This is a genomic window from Bacteroidales bacterium (assembly GCA_035353855.1).
Lineage (GTDB): Bacteria > Bacteroidota > Bacteroidia > Bacteroidales > CG2-30-32-10 > DAOQAK01.
In genome coordinates, this window is record DAOQAK010000024.1 from 34,593 (window position 1) to 54,183 (window position 19,591).

The following is a 19,591-nucleotide window of genomic DNA, read 5'->3' on the forward strand; positions in this document are numbered from 1 at the left end:
GTGAAAAACCATTTGTATGCTCAACCCCAAATTATATACTCGCTTTCTCCCTGCTGAAAGGCTTACCCAGAAGCTTATTGAAAAATCGTACAAAGAGATTTTATCTTTAGAAAATATCAATGAAGTTCTTAATGCTATCTCATCGCTTACTGTTATTTTAAATAAAGAACGGCAGATCATTTTCGCTAATACGAAGATACAGGAAACATTAGGGTTTGAAAATATCAATCAGATATTGGGCTGCCGTCCGGGAGAAATGCTGGGCTGCAAATATTCGGACATAAATTCATGCGGATGTGGAACTACTGACGAATGCACAGTTTGCGGTGCTGCTAATGCAATAAAAGAATGCATTGAGAAAAAAATCACATCACAGAAAGAATGCAGGATTATCACTAAAAACCAGGAAAAACTTACCGCTTATAATTTCATTGTTACTGTTACTCCGTTAAAAATTAAATCATCTGAGTACTTAATCATGACTTTAACTGATATAAGCGATACCAAAAGAAAAGAGTGGTTAGAAAGTATTTTCTATCATGATATCATTAACATTGCCGGAAGTATAAATGGTGTTATCGAGTTAATGAAAATGAATGACGATAAGAGTAAGCAAAAGAAATATTTGCAAATGGCCGGTGTTGCTACAAAAAACCTGATTGACGAAATACTTTCACAACGTTCACTAAATGCCGCCGAAAAAGGTGACCTGCAATTAAACTACGAAAAAGCAGGTTCGCTTGAAGTAATCAATGAAGCAATTGCCATCATAGAAAATGCATCAGTTGCAAGAAATAAAAAAATTGCCGTTTCAAATAATTCAACAAATATTTCTTTCACTACAGATAATGCTTTATTGAAAAGAATATTAATTAACCTCATAAAAAATGCACTGGAAGCCTCATCTGATGGCGAAACTGTTACAATAGGCTGTTCGAAGGCTGATGATAAAATTACTTTTGAAGTTCATAATACAGGAAAAATTCCTGAGGAAATACAATACCAGATCTTCCAGCGTTCATTTTCTACAAAAAGCAAAACACGCGGACTTGGAACATACAGTGTAAAGTTACTCACAGAACGTTATCTGAAAGGCACTGCCAGCTTTACTTCAGAAGAAAAAAGAGGTACAACATTTAAAATTGTATTTCCAATACATGTAAATCCAATTGAAACGGAGTAATTACATAATCTTTATTTTATCTTCATCTGTGCTTTCAGTCTAATCTGAATGATAAAATATATTTTTATTAAATTTGTTAGCTATATATAATAATCAAGCTATGACAAAAATATACCTTTTAGTTTTAGTATTTATATTTTGTATTTCAAATTACAGTCAATCTCAACCCGGTATTCTTGATTGTGATTTTAATGCCGATGGAAAAATAACTACAGATATTAGCACTCACTTCGATTATGCATACGACGTAGCCATACAAGATGACGGAAAAATAATTGCTGCAGGATTAACATATAATGGTTCAAATGAAGATTTCCTTGTTATACGTTATACAACTGATGGCAATTACGACAACACCTTTGGAAACAATGGCATTGATACAATAGATTTTGGAGGTTTGATGGACGATGCAATGTCACTTGCCATTCAACCTGACGGAAAAATAATTGTAGCCGGATATTCATATAATACTTCATTTGAAACATACATATCCATTGTGCGATTGAAGTATGATGGTTCATTAGATCCAAGTTTCGGAAATAATGGAAAAATTAATGATAATTATAGCCTTTCCATTAATTCAATAAATTCAGTAATCATTCAACCTGATGGAAAAATCTTGGCAGGCGGAAGTTGCAATGGAGATTTCATAATAATCAGATATAAACCAGATGGAGCAATCGACAGTACTTTTGGTATCAATGGTTTTGCTATTACTGATTTTAATGTATCTTATGACATAATACAGAAAATTGCACTTCAAAATGATGGAAAAATAATTGCCAGTGGCATTAGTGATAATAATACAACTGATAATGATTTCGCTCTTGCCAGATATAATAATGATGGAACACTTGATACTACTTTTAGTATTGATGGATTATTAACTACAGCAATTGGTACATCACATGATTATGCTCGTGACATGGTACTTCAGCCTGATGGAAAAATTCTTGTCGGAGGAAAAGTTGTTCATGAAAATATCAGTCATTTTGGTTTAGCCAGGTATAACATAGATGGCTCCCTCGATCTTTCTTTTAATTCAAGTGGAAAAGTTTTTGTAAATGCGGGGAATTCGCCTGAGCTATGGGCTATTGCTTTGCAAAACGATGGGAAAATATTACTTGGAGGAAATTCCATTACAGTTACTGAAGATGATTTTACAATTGTGCGAGTTAATACACAAGGTAGTATTGACAGCACATTTGGCACTAATGGTATAGCATACGCTGATTTTAATCTTAGAAACGACAGGATTATGTCGATGGCAATTCAAAGTGATGGTCGTATTGTTGCAGTTGGCGACGTTATAATTAACACAACAGAAGATTTTGCCGTAGCAAGATTTATTTCCGATCCTGATTTTGGAATTATTGATTTCTCAAAAAACGAAAATGCAGCTTTAATATTCCCTAATCCCGTGAAGAAAGAAACCACTATTGAATACGAACTTCTAAATAACGAAATATTATCCATTGATTTATCTGACATGAATGGAAAGCTAATAAAAACTTTTATCACAAATGAAAGCCGGAACAAAGGAAAACATAAGGAAACGCTTAACTTTGATGAATCAATTAAAGCAGGAAATTATTTGCTTACTATAAAAAATAATTCACAAAAAATAAGTCTCAAAATTATAAAGGAATAAAATATGAAAACACATTTTCCATTTATCACACTTTTTTTAATACTCTTCTCAGTAAATAGTTTTTCTCAACCGGGCATCCTTGACTGTGATTTTAATTCCGATGGAAAAATAATTACTGATTTTGGAACAGATAACGATGCGGCTAGTTCAATTGCCGTTCAAACGGATGGTAAAATAATAATCGCTGGTACAACTATAGAACCGATAACTCTTGACAATCTTCTTATAACCCGTTATACCCCTGATGGAAATATTGATCAAACATTTGCAACGAATGGGTTTGATACGCTGGGTTTCTCGGACGCAATGGATAGGCCTCATTCCGTTATTATTCAGCCTGATGAAAAAATTCTGATTGCAGGCAGTTCATATCTGTCAGGTAAAAGTTTTTATTTTGTTGTTAGATATAATGCCAATGGCAGCCTTGACAATAGCTTTGGTAATAACGGGAAACTTTTTTCCCAGATCGATGGAAAATTTACTTACGTAAGCTCTATAATGCTTGCTCCCGATGGAAAAATATTTTGTGGCGGTTCATGTGATACAGATCTGCTTCTTTTTAAATTACTATCTGATGGCAGTATAGATAATACTTTTGGCACAAATGGATATGTAACAACAGATATGAGTCCCGATGAAACTATTGTTAAAATTGCTATTCAATCTGACGGGAAAATATTGGCTGCAGCTCAGGTTGGAGGCTTCTCCACTAAATATGATTTTGGACTTCTTAGGTATAATTCAAATGGTACTCTTGATAGCACTTTTAGTTACGATGGAAAATTGTTTACTTCTTTTGGCCCTGATCATGATTACTGTAATGATATGTGCCTTGCACCCGACGGAAAAATATTTCTTGCAGGAACATCAAACACAAACCCTACTAATTCTTTTGCTTTGATAAAATATAATAGCAATGGCTCTATTGACCTTAGTTTTAATCAAAGTGGAAAAGTATTAATGCCTATCCGAAAATCTAGTATTTGTAATTCTGTTGAATTACAAGAAGATGGTAAAATACTGATTTCGGGTTACTCATTAGATGATTCAAATAATAGCGACTTTACTTTGGTAAGACTTAATATAAACGGTAGTATTGACAGTACTTTCGGAACAGATGGAATTGTATTAACAGATTTTGGAACTAATGTCGATTATTCAACCTGTATGGCTATTCAGCCTGATGGAAGAATCTTGCTTGGTGGTAAATCTGATTTAAATTTCTTTAATATTGTTGCTATTGCTCGATATATTTCTGGTCTCAATATTGGAATAATTGATTTTACTACAGATGCAAATTCTGTTTTCATTTATCCCAACCCTGTAAATAGTGAAACAGTTATAGAATACGAATTATTAAACGACGAAATATTATCTGTTGATTTATTCGATATGAATGGAAAGTTGATAAAAACTTTTATATCAAATGAAACCCGGAACAAAGGAAAACACAAGGAAACACTGAACTTTGATGAATCCATAAAAGCAGGAAATTATATTCTTTCATTAAAAAATAACTCTAATCACTTTGAAATAAAAATAATAAAATAAATAACAGAGTATAGTATTTAGGTATATGACAAAACATAGTTTATCGTCAATCATCGGAATGATTTTAATGCTTACATTATCATGTAAAAAAAATAATAATGATAATGATTTAAATAATTTTTCTTCAAATATAGCTCCAACAGTACCTACACTAACTACTACTAATGTTAGCTCTATTAAACTTTCAACAGTAAATGTGAGTGGAAAAATAATTTCAGATGGAGGTGCCCCTATCATAACAAGCGGCATTTGCTGGGATATAAATGATTCACCAACTATAAATGATTACAAAACAACAAATGGAACATTAAGTGGAAGTTTTACAAATCTTATTTCAGGATTATCACCAAATACCTTCTACTTCATGCGAGCATATGCCACTAACAATATAGGTACAGGATATTCAAACCAATTATTTGTTAAGACTTGTAACGATTCCATATCTGATGTTGATGGCAATATTTATTATACAATAATTATTGGCACACAGGAATGGATGATAGAGAATCTTAAAACTACGAAATATAGAAATGGGAATTCAATACCTTTAGTAATTGATAAAAACGACCTTTGGGATAATCTTACAACTGGCGCATACTGTAATAAAAACAACAGTATCAACGATGCAATGATATATGGTAAATTATATAACTGGTATGCTGTTACAGATAGTCGTTGTATTGCTCCTCTTGGATGGCATGTGCCAAGTGATGCAGAATGGAACATTTTAGTAGAATATTTAGGAGGTAGTAATATTGCTGGAGGTAGGTTGAAAGAAGCATCTACAGCTCATTGGGTTTTTCCTAATACAGGCGCAGATAACTATAGCGGATTCATGGGACTACCCAGTGGTAGTCGACCTGACGGAGGCGAATTAAGCAGTATCGGATATTCTACATTTTGGTGGTCTACTTCTGATTCTTGTGCTACTCTTGCATGGAATAGACATATTGATACACATAATGCTTATATTGAAAAATGTTATGCTTATAAAGGTAAAGTTGGTTTTTCAGTGAGATGTATTAAAGATTAACAAAATATACTGATAAAAAAAGTAAAAACATGTTATCTCTAAAAAACTTTCAAAAAAGTTTTTCTCTTTTCAAAAGATAAGGAAGTAAAATATTCCGGAAACCTTCATCCACATCAGCTTCTACAAAGTCGATATAATTTTGTCCGCATTTCAGTTTTATTAAATCTTTGTATTCTGCCATCGCTTTGCGGTAATGGTCTTTGATTTCGTTGGGATGAAGTTTTACTTCTTCATTTGTTTCGAGGTCGATGAATTTACACGGACGATTTTCAAAATCGAAATTTATTTCTTTAGATTTATCCACTACATGAAATAAAATTACTTCATGCTTGTTATGTCGCATATGCTGTAATGCCGATAATAATTCTTTTGATTTTTCGGAATTATCCATCATATCGCTGAAGATCACCACCAGCGAACGTTTATGAATGTTGTCGGCAAGATAATGAAGTGCATCGGCAGCATTCGTTCTTTTAGGTTTTTCATCTGTAATACGAACAAGAAGTTTTTCCAATTCGGCATACAAATGTTTATGATGTACAGCGCTTGATTTCGATTGGGTGTGCAATTCCACATTATCCGAAAACAAACTGATGCCAACAGCATCGCGCTGTCGGCGCAACAAATAAATTAAAGCAGCAGCACAATATACTGAAAAAGAAATTTTATTAAAAACACCTTTTGCCGGATTGCTTTCTTCGGGATAATACATCGATGATGAATTATCAATAATTATCTGGCAGCGGAGATTGGTTTCTTCTTCAAATCGTTTTACAAAAAGTTTTTCTGTACGACCGTATAATTTCCAATCGATATGACGTGTGGATTCGCCTTTGTTATAAAGACGATGTTCGGCAAATTCAACGGAAAAACCATGAAACGGACTTTTATGAAGCCCCGTAATAAAACCTTCAACAACCTGCTTCGCAATCAGCTCAAGGTTTCCGAATTGCTGGATTTCATTATTATTTAATGATTGAGCCAATGATGGAATTTTATTTTTATTGTAAAATAGCACTGTCAGTCTTCGATAAACTCAGACTGACAGAAAGAATAAAATTATGAAAATTTTATTATAAAAGCGCTTCCAGTTTTTCAACAAGCTTTTGTTTGGGAACAGCGCCAACCTGCTTATCAACTACCTGGCCTCCTTTAATAAAAAGGATTGTAGGTATATTGCGGATTCCATATTTTGTAGCAATACCGGGATTGCTATCCACATCTACCTTCCCGATTAATGCTTTGCCTTCGTATTCCGTTGAAAGTTCAGCAACCAATGGAGCAATCATTCTGCATGGACCACACCATTCAGCCCAGAAATCAACAAGAACAGGTTTATCTGATTTGATAACCACTTCTTCAAAATTTGCGTCAGTAAATTCTAATGCCATAATAAGTTTATTTTATTTTTACAAATATATATTTTTTTAGATATATAAAAAATAACACTTCAATAATATTATCTGCTGTTTTTTATTAATTCAGTTTATATTTTATTTCGGGAATTTTAGAAATTGCTTTCAGGAATTCTGAAGAATCGACTTTTATTTTCCTCGATGGCAGCTCAACTGAGAGTTTCCCCACATTATCATGAACGGAAAAACATATTGAAGAACTTCCTGAATTCTTCTTCAGGTGTACTGCTATTTTTTTTATCAAATCCTCGGTAAGCTCAGCCAGCGGAATGTGTACTGTAATTTGAGTTACAAATTTTTTAAGTACTTCCGAAAGCAAACTAATCGTATTTATTTTTAATTCCAGCTGATCAGGCTGGTTATATCGCTGGGCAACTCTGGCTCTTATAAAAAGAGAATAATCTTTGGTAAGGTATTGCCTGAACTTTACGTAATCTTCCGAGAATAATGAAATTTGTATTGAACCTTCATAATCTTCCAAAACAAAGGTGCCAAAAGGCTTTCCGGTTTTAGTAGTTTTATGTGCAACCGATGTTATGATGCCTGCAAAAACTAATTCACGATTTTTAAATTTCTTTAAATCTTCCAGTTCTATCAATGAAACATTACAAAAATTTTCAATTTCAACTTTATAATCTTCCAACGGATGCCCTGAAATATAAATCCCTGTAACTTCTCTTTCTTTATTAAGCAGGTCCAATTTCGACAGCGGCTCGCAATCGGGCAACTTCGGGTCTGGAATATCCGTTTCTTCTGTTTCTCCGAATAATGAATGTTGCGATTGTGATTTTTTACTTTGTATAATGCTACCGTGTTTTATAATTTTATCTATCGTATTGGATTCTTCGTTCGATTCCTGGTAAAAGAACTGTGCGCGATGCACATCAGGGAAACTATCGAAGGCGCCTGCCATTGCTAATGCTTCAAAGCATCGTTTATTACATGCCCTCAGGTTCACACGTTTGGCAACATCAAAAATATTTTTATAATTACCGTTTTCTCTGCGTTCAGCAACAATAGCATCAACTGCCGATTCACCAACACCTTTAACAGCGCCTAACCCGAATCGTATTATTCCTTTTTTTGTTACGATGAATCTCATTTCACTTTCATTAACATCAGGACCTAAAACTTCAATTCCCATTCGTTTGCATTCGTCCATTAAGAAAGTAATTTTCTTTATATCATTAAGGTTACGTGTAAGAACAGCAGCCATGAATTCGGCAGGATAATGTGCTTTAAGGTAAGCGGTCTGATATGCAATTACAGAATACGCTGCAGCATGCGACCTGTTGAATCCATAGTTGGCAAATTTTTCCATTACATGGAAAACTTCTTCTGCTTTTTCTTTATCTACACCTTTTTTCACAGCACCCTGAACAAACACGCTTTTCTGTTGTTCCATCACTTCAGCCTTCTTCTTACCCATAGCACGCCTGAGTAAATCGGCCTGACCAAGTGAGTAACCCGCCATAACCTGTGCTGCCTGCATGATCTGTTCCTGGTAGACCATGATTCCATATGTTGCTTTAAGTATGCCTTCAAGCCATGGATGCGGGTATTCAATTTGCTCTTTTCCTTTTTTCCTGTTGATGAATAAAGGAATGTAATCCATAGGGCCCGGGCGATACAAAGCGTTCATCGCTATCAGGTCTTCAATATTTGTAGGTTTCAATTCACGAAGATGAGAGCGCATACCTTCGGACTCAAACTGGAAAATACTTACTGTATCACCTTTCTGAAATAAGCTGAAGGTTAGTTCATCATCGAGAGGAATTTTTTCTATATCTACTTTTATATTATGACGTAATTCAATATTCTGTATGGTATCACTTATAATGGAAAGCGTTTTTAAACCTAGGAAATCCATTTTAAGCATGCCCACATATTCAACCTGCTCCCCTTCGTATTGCGTAACCATCAGGTCGGTATCCTTAGCTGTACTTAATGGTAAATGTTCCATTAAATTATTTCTTCCGATAATAATTCCACAGGCATGCACACCGGTATGTCGTATTGAGCCTTCCAGTTTTTCAGCAAATATGAGCGTATCCTGAACAAGTGGTGAACCTTTCTCTTTAGCCTCGCGCAATTCAGGAACTTCAGCATAGGCTTTTTTTAAAGTCATTTTAGGGTCGTTGCCCGGGATCATTTTCGCTAACCTGTCGGCTTCGGATAATGGAAGTTTTAAAACCCTTGCTACATCGCGTATTGCCGAACGTGCAGCCATGGTACCAAAAGTAACAATAGAAGCTACTTTATCTACACCATATTTTTGTACTACATAATTTTTTACTTTTTCACGACCGTCATCATCAAAATCCACATCGATATCGGGCATTGACGGACGTTCAGGATTAAGAAAACGTTCAAAAAGAAGATTATATTTTATTGGATCAACAGCAGTGATGCCTATACAAAAAGCCACAGCAGAACCGGCTGCAGAACCACGCCCCGGCCCTACCGCTACATTCATTTCTTTTGCAGCATTTATATAATCTGAAACAATTAGAAAATAACCGGCAAAACCTTTTTCTTTTATTACCAACAATTCATAATCTATCCTGTTACGAATATCGTCGGACATATCAGGATATAAAATTTCCGCTCCTTTATATGTTAAATAGCGCAAATACTCATCTTCGTCTGTATATCCCACAGGCAGCGGAAAAGAAGGAAGGATGACCTCGTGTTTCAATTCGTATTGTTCAATTTTTTCAACAATCTCATTTGTGTTTGCAATGGCTTCAGGATAATATGCAAACAATTTTTCCATTTCTTCCGGTGAACGCAGGTATTCATTTCCTGTATACCGCATACGGTTGGGGTCATCATAATCCCTTCCGGTATTCAGGCATACGAGGATGTCGTGCGCTTTTGCATCTTCAGCATTTACAAAATGCGAATCATTAGTGGCTATACATTTTATATTATATCGTGAAGCAAACTCTATCAATTTTTTATTTACTTCCTTCTGTTCGCGTAACCCATGATCCATCAGCTCCAGGTAAAAATCCTCACCAAAAATATTGTAATATTCTTTTAAGGATTGTTCAGCTTTTTCCTCATTATTCTGTAAAATATATTGAGCTATTTCGCCACCAAGACATGCTGAGCTGGCAATAAGCCCTTCGTGATACTCTGCGAGCAATTCTTTATCAATCCTGGGGGTGTAATAAAAAGCTTCTTTTTTAAATGCAAACGAACACAACCTTGAAAGATTTTTATATCCTTCATAATTCTTTGCCAGTAATATCAGGTGAAATCCGCTGCGGTCTTCTTTTCCTTTTTTCTCGAACCGACTTCCATCAGCTACATACATCTCGCAACCAATAATCGGCTTTATATAATAATCGTATTTTTCTTTTATTTCTTTTGATGCTTTAAGAAATTCGAGTACTCCGAACATATTGCCATGGTCGGTAATGGCAATAGATTTCATTCCGTATTCGCGAACTTTGTTCATCAGTACCTTTATGTCCGATGCGCCATCAAGAATAGAATATTGAGTGTGTACGTGTAAATGAGTAAAATCAGGCATATCAGCAGCTTCTTCCTTTATAAAATGTAATGATGATTTTGATTGGTAAAATTAATGAAAAAGGCAGGAAGTTTTTCGTGTGTTAATAAAAAATTTAAAAGTGCCGAAATTCTTGTTTTACAATTTTTCAGGATGGTGAAAACTATTTTATATTTTTCTTACCAGTTCAGAAAATTCAATTATAAATGTACTGCCATTCTTGTTTGTAAATGTGACTTGCCCGTTTAACTGTTCGCTCAATGTATAAACCAATCTCAATCCAAGCGATTGCGAATTCTCAATATCATAATTTTCAGGAAACCCGATACCATTATCGGAATGTGTTAACCTAAACCGGTTATCTTTTTCTTTTTTCAGTTTTATACTTATGATTCCATTTCTGCCATCAGAAAAAGCATATTTCATACTGTTTGTAATCAGTTCATTCAAAATTAATCCCACAGGAATCATAGTATCGAGGTTTATTGAAATAGGTTCAACATCCATCACCACCTTGATTTTATTAGGATTTGAATTTAATAAAGAGGAGATAGAACTTACCAGATCATTTATATATTCCTTCACATCAATATTAGCAAAATTTTTTGCCTGGTATAATTTTTCATGCACCAATGCCATAGTATTTATCCGCTGCTGAGCATCAAGGAAGACTTCGTGAATTACAGGATTGTCTATACTGCTTGATTGCAACCTTAAGATAGATGAAATAATCTGCATGTTATTTTTTACCCTGTGATGAATTTCTTTAAGTAAAATTTCTTTTTCTTTTAATGATGCTTTTACTTTTTCTTCTACCTTTTTCAATTCGGTAATATCCGTAACCACTCCACGTCTTCCTATAACATTATTGTCTTTCACAATAGGTACCGTATTTATAATTGCAGGATAGAGCGAACCATCCTTTCTTTTAAGCATATATTCTTTTGCACCTACAATTGTACCTTTCATTGTTCGGTTCGCATTTCGCATCGCGCGTTCCATTTCGCCGGGAGGAAACATCATGGGCAGCGTCAGTCCCTTTTCAAAATCCTCAAGTGTGTATCCTGTGTAACTGAAACCGGCTTTATTAAAATATGTAATGTTGCCCTTTTCATCCGTTTCATACACCAGTAATGGCAATGTATCGGACATTTCCTTGAATCGTTTTTCGCTGAGATAAAGAGCATCTTCGAATTTTTTACGTTCAGTGATATCAAGGATAACTCCTACCAGCCCACCTATGCTTCCATCATTTTTTTCAAATGTTGCTTTATGAAAAATCACATCATGAATACTGCCATCGGTATATTTTACTTTCGATTCATAAATTTGCAGATCCGGATTTTTAAATAATTCATTATCTTTTTCAAAATAAATATCAGCAAGTTCTTTAGGCGAAAGGTCATAAACGTTTTTACCAATAAGATTTTCCTTCTTTCCTCCTATGTTATTTTCAAATGCTTTGTTGCATCCTAAATACCGACCTTTCTCATCTTTGTAGAAAACAGGATTCGGAATGGTATTGATCAGGGTTTGTAAGAATTCGTTTTGTTGCAATATTTTTGCTTCTGTATTCTTTTTATCAGTAATATCTGTAACAATACCTACTGTCCTATAAAGATTTTTTACTTCATCAAACACGGGGAATCTTCTTGCCCACACCCAACGGATTTCGCCATCAGCCCTTATTATGCGGTATTGCTCATCAGATGGATTAAATTCATTTCTCCTGTTTGGATATTTTTTTGATAAAACTTCAAAATCTTCAGGATGCATTGCTTTTTGAATTAATTGTGGGTTTTTTATCACATCTTCTTTTTTAACGCCCCATATTTTTTCAAAAGCTGTATTTATAAAAATGAGTTCACTCTGTGTTCCTATCCATAATCCATCATTAATATTTTCGGCCATTTGCAAAAACTTTTTCTCACTTTCTATCAAAGCTTCCTCAATTGCTTTTCGTTCATCAATGTTTACTGTTTGAAAAGATATTCCAAGGAAAATATTTTTATTATCATACACAGGAGTAAAAGTATTTTCAACCCACACCGAAGGACCTCCCGGAAAATTTGCTTTTTTCTCATTCTTTATTATTTTACCATTCTTACACTCATTCAGTGTTTTCAGCAACGACTCATGTGAATCAGGAGGCATATATTGTAAAATCGATTTCCCTTCTTCCAGCTCCATATGCATTTCTTTGCTGTATATCTCTTTCGCAAATTTGTTAAATGAAATTATTTTAAAATCCTTATCCAGAAAAAAGAAAAAACCCACAGAACTTTGAAGTATTGATAATGCATTTGCCTTTGCTTTTTCTAATTTTGACTGGGTTTTTTCTTTTGTCTTTAATATAAAGTACATTAAAATTCCGGAAGCAACATAAAGCAGTATAAATGTTACAAGATGTGTTATAGGATTTACAGCCAGAAACGCTAAAATTATAAGCACAACCAATATAGAAAGATGAAAGATCAAAAAACCTTTTGTATCAGTATAAATTATTCCCAACATCAGAATAAACAAAATCAGCAGATAAGAAAAATCTTCCGGAAAATTATTTAGCGCTGTTAAAGAAATAAACCATACAGCTATAACCATTTCAAAAGCATATGCAATTATTACAGGCTTCTGCTTAAGTCTGCCAATGTAAGATATTCCATAAAGAGCTAAGCTGATTATTGAAATTAAAAAGATTGTGTCATCCGTATTAATATCTGTTTTTTTATGATCAAAAAAATGGAATACATATCCAATAATGCATGAAAGAATTGAAAATCCCAAAATAATATAACGAATATTTTTAATTGCCATATCTGGTTATTAAATATTCAACCAATTGTAATAATAAATCGGTAAATATTGTAAAAAAGAATATATGTTAGGGCTAAGATAATATTTTTTTACAAAATATTAAATGAAAATTTTTACTTATTCACCAGGAATTTTTTTGTTACAGAACCGCATGTGGATTCTAATTTCAGAAAATAAATTCCAGAAGACAAATCATCAACCAGTAAAATTATTTCGGAAGGGCTTCCTATACTGTGCTCATGAAAGCATTTTAATGTTTTATAAAGTTTTCCATATATATCATAAACAGAAATTTTCACAGTTGAATTTTCTGGAATGAAATATTTCACAACAGCATTTGTTGAAACAGGATTAGGACTAATATTCAGATAAAAATTTTCATTTAATGAATTCGTATAATTCAAATCCGTAAATGTTTCCAGTTCCGCAATGGTTACAACAGTAGCAACTACGCTTTGTGTGATTTTTTGTGCCTGGGGTTTTGAGTTTCCTGTTGCACCAACCACATCACTTGATGAATGCATATACGGAGAACAATGATCGCTTGAAGGCAGCGATGAATATTGCCCTTCGCATGGGAAAATAGCTTTATATCCTTTATTCCAGAATGAATCCACATCAGAGCCTGCGCTGGACGGATAAGTTGCATTGGCAACAGTAAACCCTGAAATATATAAAGAAGTTATTGTGGCATAATTGTTTTTCAACCCGGTTGAATTGGTATTATAATAAACATCTGAATTTACAGCATCACCCGATTTTACATACGCAATCATATCCATGGTTATAGCCGCCGAAATTTTTTCGCCTGAAGTATAAGCATTATTTGCATATGCCTTACTACCATATAAGCCTTGTTCTTCTCCCGAAAAACAAACTAATTTTATGGTACGTTTGTAATCGTGTCCAATTATTGCCCTTCCTGTTTCCATAACAGCGGCAGTACCGCTTCCATTATCATCAGCGCCGGGAGCATTTGAAGCATACACATCATAATGAGCGCCAACAACTATAACCGAATCGGGATAAGTAAGTCCGTATTTCACAGCAATTACATTAGGTGCCACATATGAAACCCCCGATATAGTATATGTTTGAAAATATGCCGTATCAAATCCTATAGCAAGAAAATAATTTTTCAAATAATTTGCCGCCTGAACCGAATTTGAATTAGTTGTGTATCGCTGTTTCGCTGACAGAACGGTCATATCATTCCATATTGTATCGCCATTAACCTTGTCAACTATCGTCTGTATTACAGGGTCGTACGCCCGGGTATCCTGTGAATTAACTTTATTTAAAAGAAAGAAGGATATCAATAAAATGAAAGGAAGTGTATGTTTTTTCATAAAAACTTATATTTTAATTGTAAAGATATGTAAAATTTCAGAATAAATTGAAATTCAATTATACCATTATTTTAATTAATTATTTTGTTTATTTGAAAATAATTCAGACATTTGCACTCCAATTTAAAAATCATAACATTATTATTTATTAAATTATGGCAACGAAAATAAGATTACAGCGTTTTGGAAAAAAAGGTCAACCTTTTTACCATATTGTAATTGCGGATGGTCGTGCACCACGCGATGGAAAATTCATTGAAAAAATCGGGGTATACAATCCCTTAACTGTTCCTGCAACCATTGACCTTAATTTTGAAAAGGCTTTGAAATGGATTCAAAATGGAGCTACTCCTACTGACACGGCTAAAGCAATTCTTTCATATAAAGGTGTAATGTACAAAAACCACTTATTAAAAGGTGTAGCAAAAGGTGCATTAACAGCAGAAGTAGCAGAAGCTAAATTCCAGAAATGGATTGAAGAAAAACAAGCTAAAATTTCAAGCAAAATCAACCAGAAAGCACAGGAAAGCAAAACTGAGTTAAAGAAAAGACTTGAAGCTGAAGCAAAAATAAAAGAACAAAGAGAAACAGAATTGGCTGCAAAACGTGCTAAACTTGCCGAAAAAGAAGCTGAAAAGAAAGAAGAAGTTACTGAAGCACCAGCTGAAGAAGAACCTAAAACCGAAGCATAAACAACGCTTCCATGAAAAAGGAAGATTGTTTTCATTACGGTAAAATTATTAAAACCCACGGATTTAAAGGAGAACTGACAGTATCTGTTTTAATTGACATTCCGGGTATACTTGAAAAAACGGAATCAGTATTCATTGAAATTGAAGGATTACTGGTTCCTTTTTTTATTGAATCATATAACTATTCCGGGAATAATTCCTTTACTATTAAGTTTGAAGGTATCGATAACGATGACAAATCCCGTCGCTTATGCCAAAGCAATATATGGCTGGCAAATGAACTGCTCCCAGAAAAAATAAAAAAGCAACGCGAGCTATTCGATTTTGCAGGATTCAAGATCATTGATAAAATAAAAGGTGAAATAGGGATCCTGCTGAATATTATCGAAATGCCACAACAGCAACTGTTACAGATCGATTATCATGGCAAAGAAATTTTAATTCCTGTTGCCGAAGAATTTATCTGCAAGGTCGACAAAAAGAACAAAACCATTTATATCAACGCTCCCGAAGGATTGATAGAAATGAATTTCGAAACTAAAAAGTAAAAATTTCTGCCCTTGCCTTTTCAATTCAAACAATTCAGTATCGACGATAGCGGGTGTGCTATGAAAATAGGCACGGATGGCTGCCTGCTTGGAGCATGGGCAAACATCGAGAATACCACTTCAATTCTTGATATTGGTACAGGAAGTGGAGTTATAGCCCTGATGCTTGCACAGCGAAGCAATGCAACGATTGATGCTGTTGAAATTGATAATGATGCATACCAACAAGCATTAAAAAATATTTCTGAAAGCCCATGGAAAAACAGAACGAATGTTATTCATTCCTCTATCCAGGAATACGTAAAATCATGTACAAAAAAATATGATTTGATCGTAAGCTGCCCTCCATACTTTCTGAATTCGCTAAAAGCTCCCGATAAAAAAAGAAGATTAGCCCGTCATACCGATTCACTCTCTTTTGAAGAATTAATTTCAGGTGCATTACGATTGCTAAAACCAGAAGGAAAATTTTGCACTATCATTCCTTTTGATAGTTTTAAATTATTCAGTGATATTGCACTTATTGAAGGTTTTCATACCGTAAAGATTACGGAAGCCGAACCAAAAGCCGAAGCCACTCCTGTTCGGGTGCTATTGGAAATGCAACGAGAAAAAATGCCCTGCATAAAAAATAAAATTCCTATTCTTGATAAAGAAGGGAAAAACTATACATCGGAATATATAGAACTGACAAAGGATTTCTATATTATTTTTTAATTCCAATTTTGATTAACTTTACAACATTAAGCATTTACCAGGTATAAAATGAATTTTAAAGAATTCGGATTCAACCCACAGCTTCTCGAAGGAATTGAAGCATTGGGTTTTGAAACAGCAACACCTATACAGGAGCAAGCTATTCCTGTTATTCTCGAAGGAAAAGATTTAATTGCTTCAGCTCAGACAGGTACAGGAAAAACAGCTGCATTCCTGCTTCCTGTGATTAATAAAATCATCTCTTCAGAACAAGACAATAATGTGCACGCTCTTGTAATTGTTCCAACGCGTGAACTGGCTATACAGATAGATCAGTATTTTCAAGGTTTTTCCTACTTCACGCCGGTTAAATCAATTGCCGTATATGGTGGCACCGATGGCATCTCATACTCTCAGGAACAACAGGCGCTTTCAGAAGGAGCAGATGTGGTTATATGTACACCCGGACGCATGATATCTCATCTGAATGGTGGTTATGTAAAATTTTCAGAAGTAAAATTTTTAATTCTCGATGAAGCAGATCGTATGCTGGATATGGGTTTTTATGATGACATCATGAAAATTATTTCATTCCTTCCTGCAAAAAGACAGAACCTTCTTTTTGCCGCCACTATGCCTGAAGAAATGCGCAACCTTGCAAAAAAAGTTTTGATCAATCCGGCTGAAATAAACATTGCCGTTTCAAAACCAGCAGAACGAATATTACAGGCAGCTTACATCGTTTATGATAAACAAAAAATTCCTCTTATTAAAGAGCTATTACTTAACAAACAACTTCGGAGTGTGCTGATATTTTGTTCAACAAAATTAAAAACGAAACAACTTAGCAGTGAGTTAAAAAAATTAGGAATATCTGTAGAAGACATTCACTCTGACCTTGACCAGCAAAGAAGAGAAAATGCATTATTGAATTTTAAAAGCAGGAAGTTACAAGTGCTTGTTGCGACAGATATTCTTTCGCGTGGTATCGACATTGAAGATATCGACCTGGTAATTAATTTTGACGTGCCCAACGATTATGAAGACTATATACATCGCATAGGTCGCACTGCACGTGCCGAAACCGATGGCGTGGCGATAACGTTTGTTGATGAAAAAGAACAAAGTCATTTTGCATCAATTGAAAAACTTTTGGAAAAATCTATTTATAAAATAAAACTACCCGAACATATCGGTGAAGGTCCCATATACAATCCTTATAAATCAAGACAGGGAAAAGAAAAAAAATTCAGGTCAAGAAAAAAATAAACGCGTTAACAGCTCTTTCATTGTTTATTCAAAAAAATCCAATATCCAACAACTTTCTGTCGTCTTTATTAGTGTGAAAGATTAATTTTAAATTTACTAAGTTTGTATTCACTAACATTTCATTAAACCCAAAAAAATGAAATTGAATTTATATAAGCAACTCATACTAATTTTTATCATTTGCTCAAGTTCCTGTATTTACGCTACAAATACGGATTCTTTAAAAACAAAATCTGATTATTCATGTCTTTCATTTTTTAATAACGCTCTTCTAAATCCAGCTTATACGGGAATAGATAAAGGATATAATGTAATTTTTGAGACAGGAATTAATATTCCATTTGCATCATTTGAAGTTAATGCAAATTATTTCCGTAAGGTCTCCGATACTTTATTCATAGGTGTTTCCAAAGCTCATGGCAACGAAGGTTATTTAAAATATGTTCATCTTTTAAAAAGTGTTGATTCAACACTTGTGATTGTTGACATGATTGATAAAATGCCCGAAGATGCTGAAAAAGCATTGGAAAAATGTTCGGCACTTTTATTAACCGGCGGTTTAGATGTTTACCCGGGTTGTTATGGAAAAGAAAAAGATACTTCGCGTTGTGATATTGATTTGCACCGCGACTCCGTTGAATTCGCCCTGATAAAAAAAGCGATGAAAATGAAACTGCCTATACTTGCCGTTTGTCGAGGTGAGCAAATTTTAAATGTTGCATATGGAGGTTCTCTTATTGTTGATATTCCGCAAGACTATGATACTATTGTAAAGCATCGAAGCAATGACGATTCTCCATGTTATCATGAAATAAATATTATTCCCGGAACCATATTATATGATATAGGAAAAACCCTGAAGGACACTGTAAATTCATACCATCACCAGGCTGTAAATAAACTTTCAAATAAATTTAAAGTTGTGGCACGCAGCAACGACGGTATTATTGAAGCATATGAATGGAAAAAACCAAAGAATAAACCTTTTATGCTGGCGGTGCAGTTTCATCCCGAAAAACTCGATACATCAAACCCACTATCAGTGCATATTGCAGAACGTTTTATTCTGGAAGCAAAAAAATATAAAGATTATTTTAAAAAGAAATAATTTAAGGAAAAAAGAAAATAAAATAATTACAGAGTGATTATTTTATTTTTTAGTGCGTATTTAACCAGCTCAGCAGTATTATAAATTCCCAGCTTTTTCATAATGTTATGTTTGTGGGCTTCAACTGTTCTTACACTGATATTTAAATTATCGGCGATATATTGATTCGATGATCCGTCAGTTATCAGTTTCAGTATTTCCAGTTCTCTTGATGTAAGAATAAGTTTTGTTTTCTCGGCAATTTCATCAGCTTTCTTTGTTTTAAAATAGCTGGCAATAAATGTTTCGGAGATATTGCCTTTGATATATCGTTCACCCCTGGCTACAGTACGAATAGCGTCAAGCAACTGATCGGCTTTAAATGTTTTGGGAACATAACCCGAGGCTCCCGCTTCAAAACCTTTAACAATATGTTCTTCATCTGAAAAAGATGTATGAAGCAATACCTTAACTTCAGGATAATTCCTGGTAATATGTTCGGTAACTTCAATACCTGAAACTTTAGGAATATCAATATCAAGAACAACTACATTAGGTTTCAGTTCATGAACTTTTTCAAGGGTTTCATATCCATCATTGGTAACGGCAACGATTTCAATATCGTGGTTTCTTGATAAAAGCGCCTTCAATCCTATGATAACTATATCATGGTCGTCAACTATCAGAACTCTTATTTTTTCATCTTTAATCAATGGGTTCAATTTTATATTTAGAGACTGTTTAAAATTCATTTATTGATTTTATTATGCATCAATCTGATCA

Annotated in this window: 15 protein-coding genes; 9 read left to right on the forward strand and 6 right to left on the reverse strand. The window is 34.1% G+C overall.

Annotated features, from left to right (window positions below; translation table 11 throughout):
- Positions 1 to 16 precede the first annotated feature (16 nt).
- The 4 genes from PKK00_07670 (at position 17) to PKK00_07685 (ending at position 5,418) form a co-directional block, all read left to right on the forward strand.
- Positions 17 to 1,183, forward strand: coding sequence for a HAMP domain-containing sensor histidine kinase (locus tag PKK00_07670; protein ID HNW98270.1), 1,167 nt, complete (start codon positions 17 to 19; stop codon positions 1,181 to 1,183).
- 100 nt (positions 1,184 to 1,283) lie between these two features.
- Positions 1,284 to 2,834: a T9SS type A sorting domain-containing protein gene (locus tag PKK00_07675; GenBank protein HNW98271.1), complete on the forward strand. Its 1,551-nt coding sequence runs from the start codon at positions 1,284 to 1,286 to the stop codon at positions 2,832 to 2,834.
- Between the two features lie 3 nt (positions 2,835 to 2,837).
- Positions 2,838 to 4,385, forward strand: a complete 1,548-nt coding sequence (locus tag PKK00_07680) for a T9SS type A sorting domain-containing protein (protein HNW98272.1) — start codon at positions 2,838 to 2,840, stop codon at positions 4,383 to 4,385.
- 25 nt (positions 4,386 to 4,410) lie between these two features.
- Entirely contained in the window at positions 4,411 to 5,418 is a 1,008-nt protein-coding gene (locus PKK00_07685) for a fibrobacter succinogenes major paralogous domain-containing protein (GenBank protein ID HNW98273.1), read from the forward strand.
- Positions 5,419 to 5,467: 49 nt separating this feature from the next.
- On the opposite strand, the gene PKK00_07690 is transcribed toward PKK00_07685, so the two are convergent.
- The 5 genes from PKK00_07690 to PKK00_07710 form a co-directional block, all read right to left on the reverse strand.
- Positions 5,468 to 6,403 carry a DUF58 domain-containing protein gene (locus PKK00_07690; GenBank protein HNW98274.1) on the reverse strand — a complete coding sequence of 312 codons (936 nt, stop codon included), beginning with the start codon at positions 6,401 to 6,403 and terminating at the stop codon, positions 5,468 to 5,470.
- 88 nt (positions 6,404 to 6,491) lie between these two features.
- A complete protein-coding gene (gene trxA, locus PKK00_07695; protein ID HNW98275.1) occupies positions 6,492 to 6,809 on the reverse strand; it encodes a thioredoxin in 318 nt (105 codons plus the stop codon).
- Between the two features lie 85 nt (positions 6,810 to 6,894).
- Complete coding sequence (dnaE, locus tag PKK00_07700; protein ID HNW98276.1) at positions 6,895 to 10,374, reverse strand: DNA polymerase III subunit alpha; 3,480 nt, start codon at positions 10,372 to 10,374, stop codon at positions 6,895 to 6,897.
- Positions 10,375 to 10,521: 147 nt separating this feature from the next.
- On the reverse strand, positions 10,522 to 13,167 hold the full coding sequence (locus PKK00_07705) for a PAS domain S-box protein (protein HNW98277.1): 2,646 nt from the start codon (positions 13,165 to 13,167) through the stop codon (positions 10,522 to 10,524).
- A gap of 113 nt (positions 13,168 to 13,280) precedes the next feature.
- A complete protein-coding gene (locus tag PKK00_07710; GenBank protein ID HNW98278.1) occupies positions 13,281 to 14,516 on the reverse strand; it encodes a M28 family peptidase in 1,236 nt (411 codons plus the stop codon).
- Positions 14,517 to 14,671: 155 nt separating this feature from the next.
- Here PKK00_07710 and PKK00_07715 point away from each other — a divergent pair, with 155 nt between their 5' ends.
- The 5 genes from PKK00_07715 to PKK00_07735 all read left to right on the forward strand — a co-directional run bounded on the left by PKK00_07715 (position 14,672) and on the right by PKK00_07735 (position 18,829).
- Positions 14,672 to 15,208, forward strand: a complete 537-nt coding sequence (locus PKK00_07715; protein ID HNW98279.1) for a 30S ribosomal protein S16 — start codon at positions 14,672 to 14,674, stop codon at positions 15,206 to 15,208.
- Between the two features lie 11 nt (positions 15,209 to 15,219).
- The gene (gene rimM / locus PKK00_07720) at positions 15,220 to 15,756 is read left to right on the forward strand and encodes a ribosome maturation factor RimM (protein ID HNW98280.1); all 537 of its coding nucleotides are present in this window, start codon (positions 15,220 to 15,222) and stop codon (positions 15,754 to 15,756) included.
- A 12-nt stretch (positions 15,757 to 15,768) separates the two neighbouring features.
- The gene (locus PKK00_07725) at positions 15,769 to 16,473 is read left to right on the forward strand and encodes a methyltransferase (protein HNW98281.1); all 705 of its coding nucleotides are present in this window, start codon (positions 15,769 to 15,771) and stop codon (positions 16,471 to 16,473) included.
- Positions 16,474 to 16,521: 48 nt separating this feature from the next.
- Positions 16,522 to 17,721, forward strand: coding sequence for a DEAD/DEAH box helicase (locus PKK00_07730; GenBank protein ID HNW98282.1), 1,200 nt, complete (start codon positions 16,522 to 16,524; stop codon positions 17,719 to 17,721).
- A 136-nt stretch (positions 17,722 to 17,857) separates the two neighbouring features.
- Positions 17,858 to 18,829, forward strand: a complete 972-nt coding sequence (locus tag PKK00_07735) for a gamma-glutamyl-gamma-aminobutyrate hydrolase family protein (GenBank protein HNW98283.1) — start codon at positions 17,858 to 17,860, stop codon at positions 18,827 to 18,829.
- 26 nt (positions 18,830 to 18,855) lie between these two features.
- Here the strand turns inward: PKK00_07735 and PKK00_07740 are convergent, their stop codons facing one another.
- Positions 18,856 to 19,560: a response regulator transcription factor gene (locus tag PKK00_07740; GenBank protein HNW98284.1), complete on the reverse strand. Its 705-nt coding sequence runs from the start codon at positions 19,558 to 19,560 to the stop codon at positions 18,856 to 18,858.
- Positions 19,561 to 19,591: the final 31 nt, after the last annotated feature.

What these genes read in the sequence shown, in the direction of transcription:
- PKK00_07670 (HNW98270.1), top strand. Translation starts at nt 17, where the DNA reads ATGCTCAACCCCAAATTATATACTCGCTTTCTCCCTGCTGAAAGGCTT.
- PKK00_07675 (HNW98271.1), top strand. Translation starts at nt 1,284, where the DNA reads ATGACAAAAATATACCTTTTAGTTTTAGTATTTATATTTTGTATTTCA.
- PKK00_07680 (HNW98272.1), top strand. Translation starts at nt 2,838, where the DNA reads ATGAAAACACATTTTCCATTTATCACACTTTTTTTAATACTCTTCTCA.
- PKK00_07685 (HNW98273.1), top strand. Translation starts at nt 4,411, where the DNA reads ATGACAAAACATAGTTTATCGTCAATCATCGGAATGATTTTAATGCTT.
- trxA (HNW98275.1), bottom strand. Translation starts at nt 6,809, where the DNA reads ATGGCATTAGAATTTACTGACGCAAATTTTGAAGAAGTGGTTATCAAA.
- dnaE (HNW98276.1), bottom strand. Translation starts at nt 10,374, where the DNA reads ATGCCTGATTTTACTCATTTACACGTACACACTCAATATTCTATTCTT.
- PKK00_07705 (HNW98277.1), bottom strand. Translation starts at nt 13,167, where the DNA reads ATGGCAATTAAAAATATTCGTTATATTATTTTGGGATTTTCAATTCTT.
- PKK00_07710 (HNW98278.1), bottom strand. Translation starts at nt 14,516, where the DNA reads ATGAAAAAACATACACTTCCTTTCATTTTATTGATATCCTTCTTTCTT.
- PKK00_07715 (HNW98279.1), top strand. Translation starts at nt 14,672, where the DNA reads ATGGCAACGAAAATAAGATTACAGCGTTTTGGAAAAAAAGGTCAACCT.
- rimM (HNW98280.1), top strand. Translation starts at nt 15,220, where the DNA reads ATGAAAAAGGAAGATTGTTTTCATTACGGTAAAATTATTAAAACCCAC.
- PKK00_07730 (HNW98282.1), top strand. Translation starts at nt 16,522, where the DNA reads ATGAATTTTAAAGAATTCGGATTCAACCCACAGCTTCTCGAAGGAATT.
- PKK00_07735 (HNW98283.1), top strand. Translation starts at nt 17,858, where the DNA reads ATGAAATTGAATTTATATAAGCAACTCATACTAATTTTTATCATTTGC.
- PKK00_07740 (HNW98284.1), bottom strand. Translation starts at nt 19,560, where the DNA reads ATGAATTTTAAACAGTCTCTAAATATAAAATTGAACCCATTGATTAAA.